At 36.0% G+C, this 17,449-nt stretch carries 14 protein-coding genes; 10 read left to right on the top strand and 4 right to left on the bottom strand.

Features of this window, described 5'->3' with window-relative positions:
* Positions 1–4 precede the first annotated feature (4 nt).
* The 10 genes from BUR17_RS09205 to BUR17_RS09160 all read left to right on the top strand — a co-directional run bounded on the left by BUR17_RS09205 (position 5) and on the right by BUR17_RS09160 (position 13,993).
* Complete coding sequence (locus BUR17_RS09205; protein ID WP_074229996.1) at positions 5–655, top strand: YceI family protein; 651 nt, start codon at positions 5–7, stop codon at positions 653–655.
* 18 nt (positions 656–673) lie between these two features.
* Positions 674–934 (top strand): hypothetical protein, encoded by a 261-nt coding sequence (locus tag BUR17_RS09200; RefSeq protein WP_143747550.1) that lies wholly within the window; start codon positions 674–676, stop codon positions 932–934.
* Positions 935–1,065: 131 nt separating this feature from the next.
* Positions 1,066–2,076, top strand: coding sequence for a phenylalanine--tRNA ligase subunit alpha (gene pheS / locus BUR17_RS09195; RefSeq protein WP_066678062.1), 1,011 nt, complete (start codon positions 1,066–1,068; stop codon positions 2,074–2,076).
* A 428-nt stretch (positions 2,077–2,504) separates the two neighbouring features.
* Complete coding sequence (locus BUR17_RS09190) at positions 2,505–3,350, top strand: RteC domain-containing protein (protein ID WP_074229994.1); 846 nt, start codon at positions 2,505–2,507, stop codon at positions 3,348–3,350.
* A 251-nt stretch (positions 3,351–3,601) separates the two neighbouring features.
* Positions 3,602–3,955, top strand: a complete 354-nt coding sequence (locus tag BUR17_RS09185; RefSeq protein WP_074229993.1) for a helix-turn-helix domain-containing protein — start codon at positions 3,602–3,604, stop codon at positions 3,953–3,955.
* A gap of 11 nt (positions 3,956–3,966) precedes the next feature.
* Positions 3,967–4,257 (top strand): helix-turn-helix domain-containing protein, encoded by a 291-nt coding sequence (locus tag BUR17_RS09180; RefSeq protein WP_074230273.1) that lies wholly within the window; start codon positions 3,967–3,969, stop codon positions 4,255–4,257.
* A gap of 102 nt (positions 4,258–4,359) precedes the next feature.
* A complete protein-coding gene (locus tag BUR17_RS09175; RefSeq protein WP_074229992.1) occupies positions 4,360–5,829 on the top strand; it encodes a DUF3945 domain-containing protein in 1,470 nt (489 codons plus the stop codon).
* Between the two features lie 6 nt (positions 5,830–5,835).
* Positions 5,836–7,929: a type IA DNA topoisomerase gene (locus BUR17_RS09170; RefSeq protein ID WP_074229991.1), complete on the top strand. Its 2,094-nt coding sequence runs from the start codon at positions 5,836–5,838 to the stop codon at positions 7,927–7,929.
* A 258-nt stretch (positions 7,930–8,187) separates the two neighbouring features.
* Positions 8,188–8,625, top strand: a complete 438-nt coding sequence (locus BUR17_RS09165) for a DUF1896 domain-containing protein (RefSeq protein WP_074229990.1) — start codon at positions 8,188–8,190, stop codon at positions 8,623–8,625.
* Complete coding sequence (locus BUR17_RS09160) at positions 8,612–13,993, top strand: N-6 DNA methylase (RefSeq protein WP_074229989.1); 5,382 nt, start codon at positions 8,612–8,614, stop codon at positions 13,991–13,993. The genes BUR17_RS09165 and BUR17_RS09160 overlap by 14 nt, the downstream gene beginning before the upstream one ends.
* Positions 13,994–14,007: 14 nt before the next feature.
* Here BUR17_RS09160 and BUR17_RS09155 read toward each other — a convergent pair whose 3' ends face one another.
* From BUR17_RS09155 to BUR17_RS20990, 4 genes are all read right to left on the bottom strand, one after another.
* Complete coding sequence (locus BUR17_RS09155) at positions 14,008–14,829, bottom strand: RteC domain-containing protein (protein WP_074229988.1); 822 nt, start codon at positions 14,827–14,829, stop codon at positions 14,008–14,010.
* Positions 14,830–14,898: 69 nt separating this feature from the next.
* Positions 14,899–16,128: an MFS transporter gene (locus BUR17_RS09150; protein ID WP_074229987.1), complete on the bottom strand. Its 1,230-nt coding sequence runs from the start codon at positions 16,126–16,128 to the stop codon at positions 14,899–14,901.
* A gap of 65 nt (positions 16,129–16,193) precedes the next feature.
* Positions 16,194–17,075, bottom strand: coding sequence for a bestrophin family protein (locus BUR17_RS09145; RefSeq protein ID WP_074229986.1), 882 nt, complete (start codon positions 17,073–17,075; stop codon positions 16,194–16,196).
* Positions 17,076–17,104: 29 nt separating this feature from the next.
* On the bottom strand, positions 17,105–17,428 hold the full coding sequence (locus BUR17_RS20990; protein WP_074229985.1) for a DUF6122 family protein: 324 nt from the start codon (positions 17,426–17,428) through the stop codon (positions 17,105–17,107).
* Between the last annotated feature and the right edge of the window lie 21 nt (positions 17,429–17,449).

The following is a 17,449-nucleotide window of genomic DNA, read 5'->3' as shown; positions in this document are numbered from 1 at the left end:
CAAAATGAAAAGAATATTATTTTCTCTCGCAATTCCTGCTTTGTTCACTGTTGTTTCTTGTTCTAAAGAAAAACCGGTAACAAGTGATGCTAATGAAGTAACGACAACGAAAGACGGAAGCCGATTTGTTTTGGATACTTTAAACAGTAATGTAGAATGGAAAGGATATAAGGTTTTTAAATCTGAAAATACAAGTCATTTCGGAACCATTAAGTTTGAAAGCGGCGATGTAACTGTAAAAGATGGGAAACTTGAAAGCGGAAAATTTGTTGCAGATATGGCTTCGTTAACTTCGGAAGATCTGAAAAATAAAAAAGATGATCTTGAAAAACTAAACGGTCATCTTAAAAGTGCTGATTTTTTTGAAGTTGAAAAATTTCCGACAGCATCTTACGAAATTACAAAAGTAAGCCCGTCTGCAGAAGGTGATTATAATACTATTTTAGATGGAAATTTAACGATAAAAGGAATTACCAAACCCACTCAGTTTAAAGCAAATGTTGCTGTAAATGGAGCAGAAGTAAGTATTGCAACAGAACCTAAAGATGTTATGCGAGAAGAATTTGGTGTGAAATTTCAATCTCCTGCCGCAAATGGAGTGATTAAAAATGAAGTGACGCTTCAGATTAGAGTGAAAGCTTTAGAGAAAAAATAGTTTAAACAAAATTAAAAGATGAGTAAGGCCGTTTTAATAATTAGTATTGCTTGTCTGATGTTTTTGTTGAGTCTTCAGATTCTTTATTATATTTCTTACAGCAATCAAATCATTCAGATTTTTGTAGAACTGTTTACAATTCCGGCGATGTTGTTTGTGGTTTTTGCATTTTTCTTCAGTTTGATCAATATATTTAGGAAAAAGAAAGAGTATTATCTGATTTTTGGAATTAATATTTTTACAATTTTAATAAGCATCGTTGCTACTGTTTTAGATTAAATCAAATCAGCTTTAAATAACAATTATACAATCTGTTTCTCGCGAGATAGATTTTTTTATGATAAATTGAAAAGGTTTTTTAAACTGAAAATCGTATTTTTGCAAATACATTTTTTTGAAAGGGTAAAACAATGATTGAAAAGATAGAAGAATTGCTTGTTGAGGTTAATGGCTTCAATACGACAAGTAAAGAGGAAATAGAAAACTTCCGAATCAAGTATAATGGGAAAAAAGGAGTTCTGAATGATTTTTTTGAAAAATTTAAAGAAGTTCCAAACGACCAGAAGAAAGAATTCGGACAGAAAATCAATACTCTGAAGCAAGCGGTTAATGTAAAGCTGGAAGATTTGAAAAATGCTTCTGCTTCTTCTATTATTTTAGAAAAAGAAGATCTTACAAAACCTGCTTTTCCTTTAGATTTAGGATCTAGACATCCGATTAATTTAGTGAAAAACAGAATTATTGAGATTTTTAAATCTATTGGTTTTGCTGTTGCAGACGGACCGGAAATTGAAGATGACTGGCATAATTTTACCGCGCTGAATCTTCCGGAATATCATCCTGCAAGAGATATGCAGGATACTTTTTTCATCGAGCAGAATCCTGATATTTTATTGAGAACACATACTTCTTCGGTTCAGATCCGCTATATGGAAGAAAATGAGCCGCCTATCAGAATTTTATCTCCAGGAAGGGTTTTCAGAAATGAGGCAATTTCTTCACGTTCACATTGTATTTTCCATCAGATTGAGGGTTTATATATTGATGAAAATGTAAGTTTCGCAGATTTAAAACAAACAATTCAGTTTTTTACGACTGAGCTTTTTGGAAAATCTAAAATCAGAATGAGACCTTCATTTTTCCCATTCACAGAGCCAAGTGCTGAGATTGATGTATATTGGGGATTAAATTCTGAAACCGATTATAGAATTACCAAAGGAACAGGCTGGCTAGAAATTATGGGTTGCGGAATGGTAGATCCTGCTGTTTTGAAAAATGTAAATATTGATTCTGAGAAGTATTCAGGATATGCTTTCGGGATGGGTATTGAAAGAATTACCATGCTTCTTTACCAAATGAGCGACATCAGAATGTTCTTTGAGAATGATATAAGAACTTTAGAACAGTTTAAAACATTGTAATTAATTTAACATAAATAATTTTTAATCCTGTGAATTTTCACGGGATTTTTTATTAACTTTATAAATCACTTAAAGACGAATCTTTTTTATTAAAAAAGATTAATCAAGTCGAAATTGACTAATAAACAGTAGCTTACAAGAGTGCAAAACTCTGTTGGTAACGATTTAGTAATGGTGCTTACTGCGCTTGATTTCATTGAATTACCCCTGTAAATCAATACTACAAATTTAATGATTAATGGGCAATGTGGCTAACACTTTGTCCATTTTTTTTGTCTGCCTTTTTTTGTATTTGAAATTTCACTTCAAAAAAAAAAATTCCCACCTTGGGGGAACCTGTGGGAATGGTTTCATTATTTTTTTCAAATTTTGAATAATCAAAGATTTGATTATAAAACAAATAATGTTAACCTAAAATCGATTACGCTATGGAAATCCTATTAAGTGAAATATTATTAAAAATTCGGCATCAAGAAAATATTTTTTCTTCTCATATAATGCAGACGTCTGACGAGGCTTACCAAATGACTTTATTTCTAAATACGATGTTGCATAACATTAAAGCAGATGTTTTAAAATCAGGTTTTAAGAATGGACAACAAGAAATAGACTTTTTTAAAAACATTAAACCGCAAATTTTAGGCAAACTTATTTATTACAATAAGGTATTTCGTCTTGAAACAACTTGTCCTGCAAGCAAAGGCAAAATGTACCAAAGTTTTTACGAAAAACAGTTGAAAATTCTTAAAACCGAATACGAGGAAAACATCTGCAACGAAGATTTTTACAGATATTATCGTGCAAATAGAACAGACCGTGACCATAGCTATTTCACACTTGGAAACATAAATTATCACGATGGTTTAAAGAGCGGTGTATTTGAAATTGACCTAACTTTCTCAACCTATTATGACCACAAAATAGCCCATATAATTGCCAATGAACTAATCTATACTTATTTACTTTCCAAAATAAATCCTGAAGAAAATCCCGATGCGCTTTTACAAAATTTAGAAACCAACAAGGATATTTCGTGGACAAATTCACAAAATGCACTCATTGAACTGATATACGCTCTTTATGCTTCAAATTCCGTGGCTTACGGAAAAATTGGTATCCGAAAATTAGCTTTGATTTTTCAAGTCCTCTTCCAAACACCCTTAAATGATATACATCACTCTTTCCACCGGATGAAAACAAGGGCTGGCTCCCGAACTGCATTTTTAGACCAACTCAAATTGTCACTCGAAGAATATATGGATAAAGACCTTTAGGTTAATTCGGGGATATTTTTATTTTAAGCAGTACTCAAAAAGTACTGTTTTTTTTGCCCATATCTGCCAATTGGTAAATTCTTCCAAAACTTCAATACTAAATATTCAAAATGCCTTAAAAACCTTGTCTGATAAAGGTTTTACTTGATTGTGAAATTTTTCAAAAAACTTCAAAAACCAATGGGCAAGCATTGGCAGACAAACACTGCCACCTTTCACAATTTTGCATAGTGAACTTTAAATGATATGCAATGAAAATAATCACAATTGAAGAAGAAGCTTGGCTAAAGTTAAATAACAGTATTAATGCCATTGCCGATTATCTGAAAAAATTGGAAGATAAAAGTTATGATGACTTGTGGCTCAATAACCACGAGGTATCTCAATACCTACGCCTAAGCGAGAAAACCTTATGGCGTATGCGTACCAAAGGCGAGATTGCCTATTCAAAAATCTACGGTCAGTATTTCTACACCATCGGTGCAATTAAAGATATGCTGAATGCAAATGCAATTGAGAGTAGTGATGAGTTTTTGCAGGAACTTATGGCAAAAGGTAAAAGCTATATCGAAAAAGGAAGAAATCTGAAATTGGGGAAACCATAAAATGTATGGCTATGAATATTGATAGAATGGAATTTTTGGCGTGGATGGAACGCCTTATTGGTCGCCTCGATATGCTGGGCGATAATATCAATGAGTTGCAAAAAAAGCGTAACAGCATAGATGGCGAGGAATTATTGGACAATCAGGATTTGCTTCAAATGCTTAAAATCAGTAATCGTTCTCTGCAGCGGTATCGTTCGAATGGGAAGTTGCCTTATTATACGATTAGTGGAAAATTGTACTATAAACTTTCCGATGTACATCAATTTATTCGTGAAAGTTTTAATCCTCCTACTAAATAAATGAACGCCAATAAATGACAAATACTGCCTTTTAATGCCATTTCCACCAATCCAGTAAATGCTTGTTTTACATTCGATAGTGAATTTTAAATTTTTCAAATTATGAGCGAAGAAACAGCAAATACGCAGGAAATGCCCGAACAACTATCGGACATATTATTAGTGCTGGATAAAGAAAAAATGAAAATCCAAGCCGTAAAAAGTATCGACGAGAAAGGGAAAATGGAAACCGTTGACCCCACCAAGAAAAATGAAAATCAGTTTATGCGTGTGGATAAGGGTGGCGATTTTTTTTCCAATTTTTTTTCCAATTTTTTCAGCCAACTAAAGAACCCTACCAATTTTTCATTCTTTAAAGTACCTGCCCCTATCGCAGTTGAAAAAGCACAGGAAATGCAAAAACAGGTAAATAAGCCAACTCCCGAAGGCGAAAAAGTGATGCAAGAACACGAAATAAAAACAGAAATAAGGCAGGATAATAAACAAGAAAATCAAAAAGATATGGCAACAACACAAACAGCAGCGGAAACTAGCGAATACCGCTACAAACCGGAACAAATTGATTGGGACACAATGAATAATCTTGGATTGAGCAAGGAATTTTTAGAAAAAAGAAATCTGTTAGAACCTTTATTAAAAGGCTTCAAGACCAACGAACTTGTGCCCATTGGCGTTAATCTCGGTGGTTCAATTCTCCGTACTGATGCCCGTCTTTCATTACAGCAAGCCGAAGATGGAAAAGTTGTTGTGGGAATTCACGGTATCAAAAAAGAACCAACCTTACATTTTGAATTTTTCGGACACAAATTTACCGATGAAGACAAAAAAAATCTACTTGCAACTGGCAATATGGGTCGTGTGGTTGATTTAAAAAACACCAAAACAGGCGAAATGATGCCATCCATCATCAGTATAGATAGGCTTACCAACGACATTATTGCCCTACGGACAGATTTCATAAAAATCCCTGATGAAATTAAAGGCGTGAAACTCAATGATGCCCAAAAACAAACATTATTGGAAGGTAAACCGCTTTATTTAGAGGGTATGATTTCAAACAAAGGAACGGAATTTTCAGCAACGGTTCAGTTTAATGCAGACAAACGTTATGTTGAGTTTTTGTTTGATAGAAGCAACACCAACAAGCAAACTCAAAGCAACGGACAGAACAATCAACAAAGCAATCAGCAGAACCAAGCACAAGAAGCTCCAAAAACTTTCCGTGGTAAGGAACTGACCGATGAGCAACATAAGGATTTTAAAAATGGTCAAACCATCTACATTGACGGATTGGTAGACAAAAAAGGACAGCCTTATCAAGGTTACATCACTTTCAATAAAGAAGATGGTAAAACAAATTTTGAATTTCCAAATCAATACAAGGAAAGAGCAAAACCTACTGAAACCCATAAAACGCAAACTGCTGTCAATTCAGAAGGGAAAACCAATGAAGCCACCAAAAAAATCAATGAGCCTTTAAAATCGGGTCAGCAATCTCCGAAAAACAAGCAACAGCAGGAACAACAAGAAAAACCCAAAACTCCTGCAAAATCCAAAAGCAGAAAAATGTAACAGTGTATGAAAACAATTATTGCAGAAAAACCAAGCGTAGCAAGGGAAATAGCCAGAATTGTAGGAGCAACTGAGAAAAAAGATGGGTATATAACAGGTAACGGCTATTTTGTTACGTGGGCATTTGGTCATTTAATTGGCTTAGGAATGCCCGAAGATTATGGGATTTCGGGATTTGACAAAACAGCATTACCGATTTTACCAAACCCTTTTTTACTTACAGTTCGGAAAGTGAAAAAGGACAAAGGCTACGCAGTCGATACAGGAGCATTAAAACAATTGAAAGTTATCGAGCAACTTTTCAATAAAAGTGAACGCATTATTGTAGCAACCGATGCAGGGCGTGAAGGTGAATTGATATTTCGATACATTTACGAATATCTGAAATGCAACAAACCTTTTGAAAGACTTTGGATAAGTTCGTTGACCGAAAAAGCCATCAAACAAGGATTTGAAAACCTGAAATCTGGAAAAGAATTTGACGGATTATTTCAGTCTGCCCAAGGTAGAAACCGAGCCGATTGGTTGGTAGGCATTAATGCTACACAAGCATTGAGCATTGCCGCAGGAAATGGTATTTATTCGCTCGGAAGAGTTCAAACGCCAACATTGGCTTTGATTTGCAAACGCTATCTGGAAAACAAAAATTTCACAATTAAGAATTATTGGCAGATACAATTGCTGCAAAACAAGTCATCAATAGACTTTGAGAGCATTTCAGCAGAAAAATGGGAAGACAAAAAAGTTGCTGATGATATTTTGAAATCCATTCAACGAAACGGAACTGTAACCATAAAATCGGTAGAAATTAGAAACGTAACAGAGCAACCGCCTTTACTTTTTGACTTGACAGGATTACAAAAAGAAGCCAATAAAAAATTGAATTTGTCTGCTGACGAAACCCTGAATATTGCCCAAAGCCTTTACGAGAAGAAATTTATCACTTATCCCAGAACCGGAAGCAAATATATTCCCGAAGATATGTGGGCAGAAATTCCCAACCTCGTGAGGGCTTTGCAGGACAGGGAAAACTGCAAGCAAGCCGTATCAAAAATGAAATGGGGACGTTTCAATAAACGTATCGTGAATGATTTGCGTGTTACCGACCATCACGGATTATTGGTTACAGACAAAATCCCGTCAGCACTGAACGCAAAAGAAAATGCCGTTTATGATATGATTGCCTTTCGGTTGCTCGAAGCCCTTTCACAAGCGTGTATCAAAGAGATTACTGATGTTGATTTACAAGCTTTGCATTACGATTTTACGGCAAAAGGCTGTAAAATTCTGGAAGCTGGTTGGCGTTCCATTAAAGGTAATTTCTCCGATGATGACACCGAAGTTTTACAGGATTTACCCGAATTAAATAAGAACGATGAACTCAAAATAAAAGAAGCTTCTGTTCTCGAAAAGAAAACCAAACCACCTGTACTCTATACCGAAGCCGGACTTTTATCGGCTATGGAAAGTGCCGGAAAAGAAATAGAAAATGAGGATGAACGCAAGGCTTTACAAAATATTGGTATCGGTACACCCGCAACAAGAGCTTCGATTATAGAAACCTTATTTACCCGAAATTATATCCAACGAGAAAAGAAATCTTTAATACCAACTGAAAAGGGAATACAGGTTTATGAATTGGTCAAAGACAGGAAAATTGCAGACGTAGCAATGACTGCCGAATGGGAATTGGCTTTGCAGAAAATCGAAAACAACGAAATGAATGCAGAAACATTTCAAAAGGAAATGGAAAACTACGCTTCATCTATTACCAATGAATTGTTGCAAACTTCCATTGCCCAAAATAATCTACCCAAATTGGTTTGTCCGAAATGTAAAGCCCAACATTTGATTATCCGTGATAAAATTGTGAAATGTCCTGATGAGGTTTGCAATTGGATACAATTTCGCAATGTTTGTGGTATACAAATCGCTATAGCCGATATTGAAAATCTTATCAATAAAAAGAAAACCTCTCTTATTAAAGGGTTGAAAAGCAAAGCAGGAAAAAAATTTGATGCTTATATTTTATTGAATGAAGATTTTACCACATCATTTGAATTTGAACAAAATAAATCTCCAAAAAATAATAGAAAATAAAATTGCAACAACCTTTTGAAGTAGGTTAGACCAATCAATTTGCCAAATGTTTTACACTTGGCAAATTTTAATTTTCAGTGATTGGTTTCTTTTTCATATCACAACATTTTTAATCAATAAAAATACATTTTTTTAAACTGAATTTTTTTTCAACCAGACAAACTACGCCTTTCAAAGCCAATCTCTACCATCTCTAACGTTGATTTTATCTCCTGCCATAATTTTGATTTTAAATAAAATTCAAAATAAAATTATAGTATGGATACTCCAAAAAAAGACCTGTCGTATTTCAGTTTACGACTTAAAGATTTATTAAACACCAGCTTCCCCGAAAAAGCCCACGACCAAAAATTTATAGAGCATCGTGCTTCATTGGCTGCAAATGTATATGAAGGTGCTTTTCAATCAGGCAATGATGTTGAAAAATGCAATGAAATAGCCAATTACATTCTTTTTGAAGGTTTGCACTTCTCAAAATTCGATACTGTTTTTGAAGTGGTTTGTAATGAATTTGATACGGTAATGGCAGATGAAGAACTTCGACTATTTGCCTTGAAAATGTTTCCAATTTGTAAGCCAATTTTCGATGGCTATGAATTAACCGATGACTTCGCCTATAACACAGATTTCGACCTGCTCTATACTGAACTGACGGGAACCATCGCATTATGGATAGAGGAAAATGGGCTTCAGTAAAAAGCAACATCTCCAACAGAACATTGATGCCCTGCGAATTGCTTTTACACTGGATAAGGAGAAACGGCAAGCCACCGTAGGCGAAAGACTGCTAATGATGCAATACAGCGGATTTGGCGGTCTTAAATTTGTGTTGAACCCTATAGCGAAAGAAATAGACATCAACAATTGGAGAAAAACAGAACACGACCTTTTCCCAATTGCACAGGAACTCCACCAGCTACTCAAAGAAAATTCAGAAGACGAAAAACAATACCGCAAGTATGTAGATAGTATGAAAAGTTCTGTATTGACGGCTTTTTATACACCACCACAGGTCATAGATGCTATTTCTACTACATTGCGTGAAAGCGGTCTGAACATTGAAAAATTCCTCGAACCATCCGCAGGTATTGGGTCTTTCATACAATCCTTTTCAGAAAATCAAAAAGCCAGTGTTACTGCCTATGAAAAGGATTTGCTGACAGGAATGATTTTAAAACAGCTTTATTCCGAAAGCAATATTCGTGTAAGTGGCTTTGAGGAAATTCCCGAAAAGGAACAAAATAGCTATGATGTAATCGCCAGTAATATTCCATTTGGCGATACTTCGGTATTCGACCTTTCCTATTCCCGAAGCAAAGACACTGCAAAAGTGCAAGCAGCTCGAAGCATACATAATTACTTCTTTCTGAAAGGTGCTGATATGCTTCGTGAAGGCGGTTTGTTGGTTTACATTACTTCTCAAGGGATTTTAAATAGCCCGAAGAATGAGCCTATTCGCAGGGCATTAATGGAGGATAACAATTTGGTTTCGGTGGTCAGATTGCCCAACAATTTGTTTACCGAATATGCAGGTACTGAAGTTGGCAGTGATTTGATTATCCTTCAAAAAAATACAGCAAAGGAGAAACTTACTGAAATTGAAGAACTTTTTTGTCAAAGCAAACCAACGGAATTTAATACAATTGGTAACGCTTACTTTCAAGACAACTCGAGAATTGTTTATACCAACCAAAAACTTGATACCGACCCTTACGGAAAACCAGCACTCATTTATACACATAAGGACGGATTTGATGGAATTGCCAAAGACCTCAAACAAATGCTTTCCGAAGATTTTGGCAAGCACCTGAATTTAGGCTTGTACAGAGGCGAACGCAACAATGAACCTATTATCCAAATTCCAATTGAGCCAAAAATAACTTCTCCAAATATCGAAACCGTCATCACTCAGGGAAGCGCTCAAGAATTAAAACAGTTAAGCATTTTCGACTTATTTGAAAATGTGAATGAACCTGTAACGGTAATTGTTCCTCCTAAAACGACTACACCAACCAAAAGGCAAAACGCTAAAAAAAGCAGCCGTACCAACGGTCGCCAAGCCAACCTATTCAGTAGTGTGCAACAATCTTATATACCTTCTGTTGCTAATAGTTCTGAGAATGTAATTACATCAAACTATAGCAAAAAACAGGAAGTTATTGGTGACCTGTTTTCAAGTTTAGACGGAAATGACCAAGTTACTCAACCAGCAGTTCCCGAAAATATTCCTGAACCTGTAATATTTAGCGGCGAACTTCAATCATTCCACCGAAACGATTGCCTTGTTGTGGATAATGGTTGGGTCGGTCATTTGCAAGATGTAGACAATTCAAATGGTAAAGCAGTTTTCCATCCTTTGCGATTGCCCACTTTACAGAACGCAAGAGCCGAAGCATACATTGCCGTCCGTGATGTTTACCAAGAACTTTACAATAAAGAGGCAAAATTTCATACCGAACAAAAAGGAGAAAGAGAAAACCTTAACCAATTATACGATGTTTTTATCAAAAAGTATGGCAATCTCAATAGTGCGGATAATATCAAACTTATAAAAACGGATAGTTCCGGTAAGGAAATTCCTTATTTGGAGCGTGTTGTTGGCGGTGTGGTGCACAAAGCGGATATATTCAGCCGTCCAGTAAGTTTTTCTACCATAACCATAGCAACGGATAATCCCGAAGAAGCTTTAGCGGCTTCATTGAATAAATATGGTAGCGTGGATTTGAATTATATGTCTGAAATCAGCGGTATGGCTGACGATGCTTTGAAAGAAGCTTTACACGGTCGCATTTTCTACAATCCATTACAAAAGGAATATGAAATATCCGAACGATGGATTGCTGGCAACGTAGTGGAGAAAGCCCAAGAAGTCAAATCGTATCTCGAACGCAATCCCGATGATACCGAAGCTAAAGCAAGCCTTACCGTTTTGGAAGAAGCCCGACCAAGAAGAATTGAGTTTGAAGAACTCGATTTTAACCTCGGTGAACGTTGGATGCCAACAGGAATTTATGCTCGTTTTGCTTCGCACTTGTTCGATACAGATGTAGTTATCCATTATTCCGAAAGCTCTGATGATTATTCTGTAAAATGTAATCGAGGGAATTTGCATATATGGGAGAAATATGCCGTCAAATCAGAAAGCAGAACGTTTGATGGAATTGCATTGCTAAAACACGCTCTCGTTAACACCACGCCCGACATTACTAAAAAAATTACAGTAGAGGGACAAGAGGTTAAAGTACGGGATATGGAAGCCATCCAAATGGCGAATACCAAAATTGATGAAATCCGTACTGCTTTTTCGGAATGGCTTCACGCCCAAAATGATGAGTTTAAAAACAGGCTGACCGACCAATACAATGATACTTTCAATTGTTTCGTTCGACCAAATTATGACGGAAGCCATCAGGACTTTCCGGGATTAGACCGTAAGGCTTTAGGCATTGAAGACTTATATTCGAGCCAAAAAGACACTGTTTGGATGATAAAACTGAACAACGGTGCTATTTGCGACCACGAAGTTGGTGCAGGAAAAACATTGGTAATGTGTACCGCAGCACAGGAAATTAAACGTTTGGGATTAGCCCATAAACCAATGATTATCGGGCTGAAAAGTAATGTTCACGAAATTGCTGAAGCCTACCGCACTGCTTATCCTCACGCTAAAATTCTGTTTCCGGGCAAAGAAGATTTTACACCTCAAAAACGTCTGAGGATTTTTGGCGATATTAAAAACAACGATTGGGATTGCGTCATCCTCACGCACGACCAATTCGGGATGATACCGCAATCGTCCGAAATGCAAAAAGAAATTCTACAAATTGAGTTAGATAGCGTAGAACGAAACCTCGATGCGTTGCAATCGCAGGGCAAAGAAGTTACCAGAGGAATGCTTGCCGGAGTAATCAAACGAAAAGAAAACCTTGAAGTAAAACTAAAAACTCTGCAACACGATATTGATAATCGCAAAGATGATGTGGTTGATTTTAAGATGATGGGCATTGACCATTTGTTTGTGGACGAAAGCCATCAATTCAAAAATCTGATGTTTAATACAAGGCATTCAAGGGTTGCAGGATTGGGAAATGTGGACGGAAGCCAAAAGGCAATGAACCTGCTCTTTGCTATCCGCACCATTCAGGAGCGCATCAATGCGGATATGGGAGCCACTTTTCTTTCGGGAACAACTATCAGCAATTCTTTGACGGAGTTGTACCTTTTGTTTAAATACCTGCGACCAAGAGCAATGGAAAAACAGGGCATTCATTCTTTTGATGCTTGGGCAGCTATTTACGCAAGAAAAACGACCGATTATGAATTTTCAGTTGCCAATAATATTGTTGCAAAAGAACGTTTTCGATATTTTATAAAAGTGCCGGAATTGGCGCAATTCTATTCTGAAATTACAGATTACAGAACGGCAAAAGATATAGGAATTGACCGACCGGATAAGAATGAGATTTTATATACTATTCCGCCTACTCCAGACCAGTCTGCATTTATTCAAAAATTAATGGATTTTGCAAAAACAGGAAATGCCGAGTTGCTGGGAAGACCACCGTTGTCGCAAAGTGAAGAAAAAGCAAAAATGCTCATTGCTACAGACTACGCCCGCAAAATGTCGTTGGATATGCGAATGGTAAGTGGGAAATACGAAGACCATCCCGATAGCAAGGCTTCGCATTGTGCAGCAACTATTGCTAAATATTACAACCAATACAATGCACAGAAAGGAACGCAGTTCGTTTTTTCTGATTTGGGAACTTATAAACCTGGCGAATGGAATGTGTATTCTGAAATCAAACGCAAACTTGTGGAAGACCACGGTGTATCTGCTCACGAAATCCGTTTTATACAAGAAGCCAAAAATGATAAGCAACGTAAGGAACTTATTAAAGGAATGAACGAAGGCAAAATTCGTGTACTTTTCGGTTCTACAAGTATGCTTGGAACAGGCGTGAATGCGCAGAAAAGAGCCGTTGCTGTTCATCATCTTGATACGCCGTGGCGACCAAGCGACCTTGCTCAACGTGATGGCAGAGCTGTTCGCAAAGGCAATGAAATCGCCAAGTTCTTTGCCAACAACAAAGTGGATGTAATTATCTATGCAGTAGAAAAATCATTGGATAGTTATAAGTTCAATCTGCTTTACAACAAACAACTTTTTATTGACCAATTAAAAAACAATAACCTGGGCAAACGAACGATTGACGAAGGAAGTATGGATGAAAAATCGGGAATGAATTTTTCGGAATATGTGGCGATACTTTCAGGAAATACAGACCTGTTGGATAAAGCCAAATTAGAAAAACAAATTGCAGGTTTGGAAAGCGAAAAACAAGCTTTCAACCGTTCTAAATCTAGTGCCAAATACAAATTGCAAGATTATACAGTGTTATTGGAAAGCGCACAATCTCGTTTCAACAGAATGAACCTCGATTGGGGAAATTTAAAACAACGCATTCAAAAACATTCGGATGGAACTATTGCAAATCCTGTACAGTTAGACGGTTTACCACTTAATGCAGATATAAAACAAATCGGCATCAAGCTCAATCAACTTGCAGATAAATCCCGAACTGGCGGTCAGTACGAAGAGATTGGAAATTTGTACGGATTTACGTTGTTGGTAAAAACCGAAATGTCTGAAAAAGAAGGTTTGGATATTCGGGTAAACCGATTTTTGGTTCAGGGCGAAGGAAACATTAAATATACCTACAACAACGGTTTAATTGCTAAAGATGAAAAGCTGGCTGCAATGAATTTCCTAAACGCATTGGAAAAATTACCAAGCTACATCGACCAAGAGAAAAAGAAAATCGTAGAAATACAAAAAGATTTACCTGTGCTTCAGGAAGTGATAAATGGGACTTGGGCAAAAGAAGACAGATTGAGTGAACTGAAAACTGAATTGGCTTCGGTTGAACGGAAGATACAATTATCAATAAACCCCGAAAATAAAGGCGAAGAGAAAGAAAAAATTGAAAAACAAACGCTAAAAACAGCCAATCCCGAAAGTGCTTTAAAGAATAAAAGCATTCATCTTTCAAGAGGTGTTTAAAAATATCAAACCGTTTACATTTCGTCTTGTTCGTCCATTTTTTTCAGAAGACTTTCTTTAAGGTTATCAAGGAATTTTGTACGGTTGATTTTGCGGCTTTTCAGTTCGATGTAAGTGTGGTAAAAATCGCCTAAATCTATATTAAAAGTTTGTCCAAATGTTTTGGCTATCACTTTTAGATCTATGTTTCCACCTTCAAAAACAGCTTGGGAATGCAAAGCATAAATTAGTTCTATCAACGCCGTTTTACTGGCAGTCCAATTTAGTGTGGGCAAATCGGTTGATTTTTCTTCGTTTGTTGCTTTATGAAGTTGGTTTTCGATGTAAATTTGAAGCTGGTCATTGGCAATAATTTTTGCAACTTTATAATCGTGAGAAGTCGAAAAGGTATGGTCTGCCTGAAAATAAAAAGTATCTAAACTTAGCTTAATATCATATTTGCCACGTACAAAAATTTTTTCATCAATGTAGGTATTGTTGGTTCGATAGTATTTATAAAATTCAAGATTACTTTCAAAAAATCTTTTCAATTTCCTTAATTCTATATTTAAGTATTTTTTAATGAGTTTTGCACCGTAGGGTCTTTTGGTTTCGATTTTATAGATGGCGTTGTAAAAAATAAGCTTGGCAACAATTACAGGTTTCTGATATTTGAAAAAGCGGATTTCTTCCTCTTTATCTTGGAATTCATTTTTCAGGACATACTCCTTTAATTCGGACAAAGAATTTACAATAAGGTTGATGATTGCTTCAACTTTTTGAAAACAGCTTTCCGCTTCAATTTCTGTGATTTCAGTTTCTAGTTTATGCAACGTTTCATTGAAGAATTTAGTCATATATTTATCTTTTGGGATTAATATCTGGGCTAATTAATAAATGTCCTAATTATTTTCATTAAGCCATTTTTATTGTTTTACCTGTGGTTTTCTAATCAGCAGAATAGCTGCAATCGCTAAAATAATTGTGGCAATACCGCCATACAAAAACTCCCGACCGGGAAACTGTGTACCTAAAAATCCTGCAATGGGATAGGCTATTGCCCACCATAAATGGGAAAATGCGAAATGAGCACCATATACTTTGCCGTGGTCTTTGGCTTCAATATTTTCGCCGATTAGGGTTTCGGACGGCATATCTGCTAATGTTTGACCGATACCTGCCAAAACCCATAAAAACATTACTCCGTTGTATGGTAAAAAATTAGCAAAACTAATGGCTATACCTAGTAACATTGCACCGCTTATTAGGGATACACTTCTACTTTTCGATTTGTCTAAACTTCCCAATAAGAATGCGGTAATAGCTGCACCCACGCCAAAAATTGACATTATCCAACCGTAATGTTGGTCATCCAATTTCAAGGAATTTTTAACCAAACCTATTGTATTTACTAAGATGATAGCTCCTGCAATAGCTGATATAAACTCGATGCTTAAAGCGAAACGAACAATTTTGTTACCGAATAGTAATCGAATGCCTTTTAATACTTCATTCCACGTATTTTTAGATGCTGTATTCTCATTATTTACACCTTTTTGCAATGTTCCTTTGGGAATAGTAAGTATTATAAGTATAGCAACGAAAAGAGTTGCACCATTTATGAAAAATATTTGTGTAGCACCCATCCATACTGCGAAAATCCCTGCCAGTGCGGGTCCGAAAACACTCAATAACTGAAATGTTGCCATTGATAAACCATTGGCTTCTCTGTAAATTTCTTTTTCAACTATCTGTGGAATAATTGCCCTATAAGTTGGTGTAAAAAATGCTGCAAATACATTCAAGGCAAATATCAACCCATATAATTGCCATTCGGCATTAACGAATGGTAACGCACATACGATTGTCATTCTTGCCACCTGTGTAACGAGCAGTATCTGCTTTCGTTGAAATCTTTCTGATACAACACCTGCAAAAGGCGAAAAGAGAATATAGGCTGTTACCCTTAAAGTAAGGGCTGATGCTAATATTGCCGCTGCGTTTTTAGGGCTCATTTGGTAGGTAAGCAAAGCCAAACCGAGCCAAGTAAAAGCATCACCCAAAAGGCTTGCGATTTGGGCGAAATATAGCTTTGCAAAAGTAGCATTCCTCAGAGATTTGAAGGGTTCTATAATTGGTTTAATTATTTTATTCATTGTCTATTTAATTTTGATTTCTGTACGACAGATACACAGGTTTGATAATAAAAACTTAAGTACCACTACATTTCAAAATAAAGCTCATTGTCTTTCTTTTGGGGTATTTCGTCTTCACCAATCATTTGCTTGATATTGATTTCTATGGTTAAAGCCAGCGATGTCATCGGAGTATCAACAGGTGTATTCTCAAATGGGTCTTGCATCATTATGGCGGTTTTTTCTATGGCAATAAACATTATAGGAATAAGTATTGACAGTATAATTTGTATAGTAAACTGCGAATGCTCTAATCCGAATGGCACCAAGATGGTAAAAACGTAGATTAATGTATGTAATAGCAGGCTGTACGCTCTTGGGAATACCGTGTTTTTTATGCGTTCACATTTCCCCATACTATCACATAGCTTAGTAATTGTTTCGTTTAGTTGCAGTTGCTGAAACTCCGAAATTTTTCTTTGTTCTGCTAAAAAACCCATTTGTTTAGAATGCTCATCAAGAATAGCGTTTGGAATATTGACAGCACTAATTTTATGAAAATTAATATACGCTTCGACTTTTGAAGAAAATCCTACTTTCCTCAAGGTTTCGCCCAGAGCATACACCCATACAATTTGCCGTTGAGCAAAGATTTTAATTTCTTCTTTTTCTTTAGTCGATAGAAATTGGTTCAATTGCCTTGTAAGTATTCGAGAGTCATTAACGATAGCTCCCCAAACAATCCTCGCCTCCCACCATCTTTCATAAGACTGTGAGGTTCTAAAGGCAAGTAAAATAGAAACAATAGTTCCTAAAAGAGCCAATATGCTAAATGGTATTGCAATATCTGCCAGTACAGGGGTTAAATGCAGAAAACCAATGGTTAGAGCAAAGGTAACTACAAAGAATATTTGCCATTTTACTTGCTTAACAAAGTATGAAATAGATATTTTTTTGTTTAAAAGCATTTCTTAAAATTTTTGTTATTAATCGTTCACTACCACAAACAGTCCTGAAAATCGGCTACCATATGCAGCAATAAACCAAGGGCAATAATTCTTATTATTTTGTTTCCAAATAGGAACAACAAAACATACAGCACTATAGCGTAATATGAATGCAGAAAGTGAAATCCTACACTGCATCTGTTTGGATCAAATATTGGTTCGGCAAACAGATGGTCAATGTCAACAAGCATCGTTGATAATAAAATTATCCAAACCGTTTTCCATTCCTTTTTAAAAAATACAAAAGCAACTAACCCTGGAAAGAAAAAATGCAGCGTATAGTGGATAATGTTTTGTAATATAAATAGGGACATATTTTAACTTCTATTTGGGGC

The sequence above is a fragment of the Chryseobacterium scophthalmum genome (assembly GCF_900143185.1).
GTDB lineage: Bacteria > Bacteroidota > Bacteroidia > Flavobacteriales > Weeksellaceae > Chryseobacterium > Chryseobacterium scophthalmum.
The sequence above is the reverse complement of the archived record's forward strand: the minus strand, read 5'-3'. Positions and strand labels throughout refer to the sequence as shown.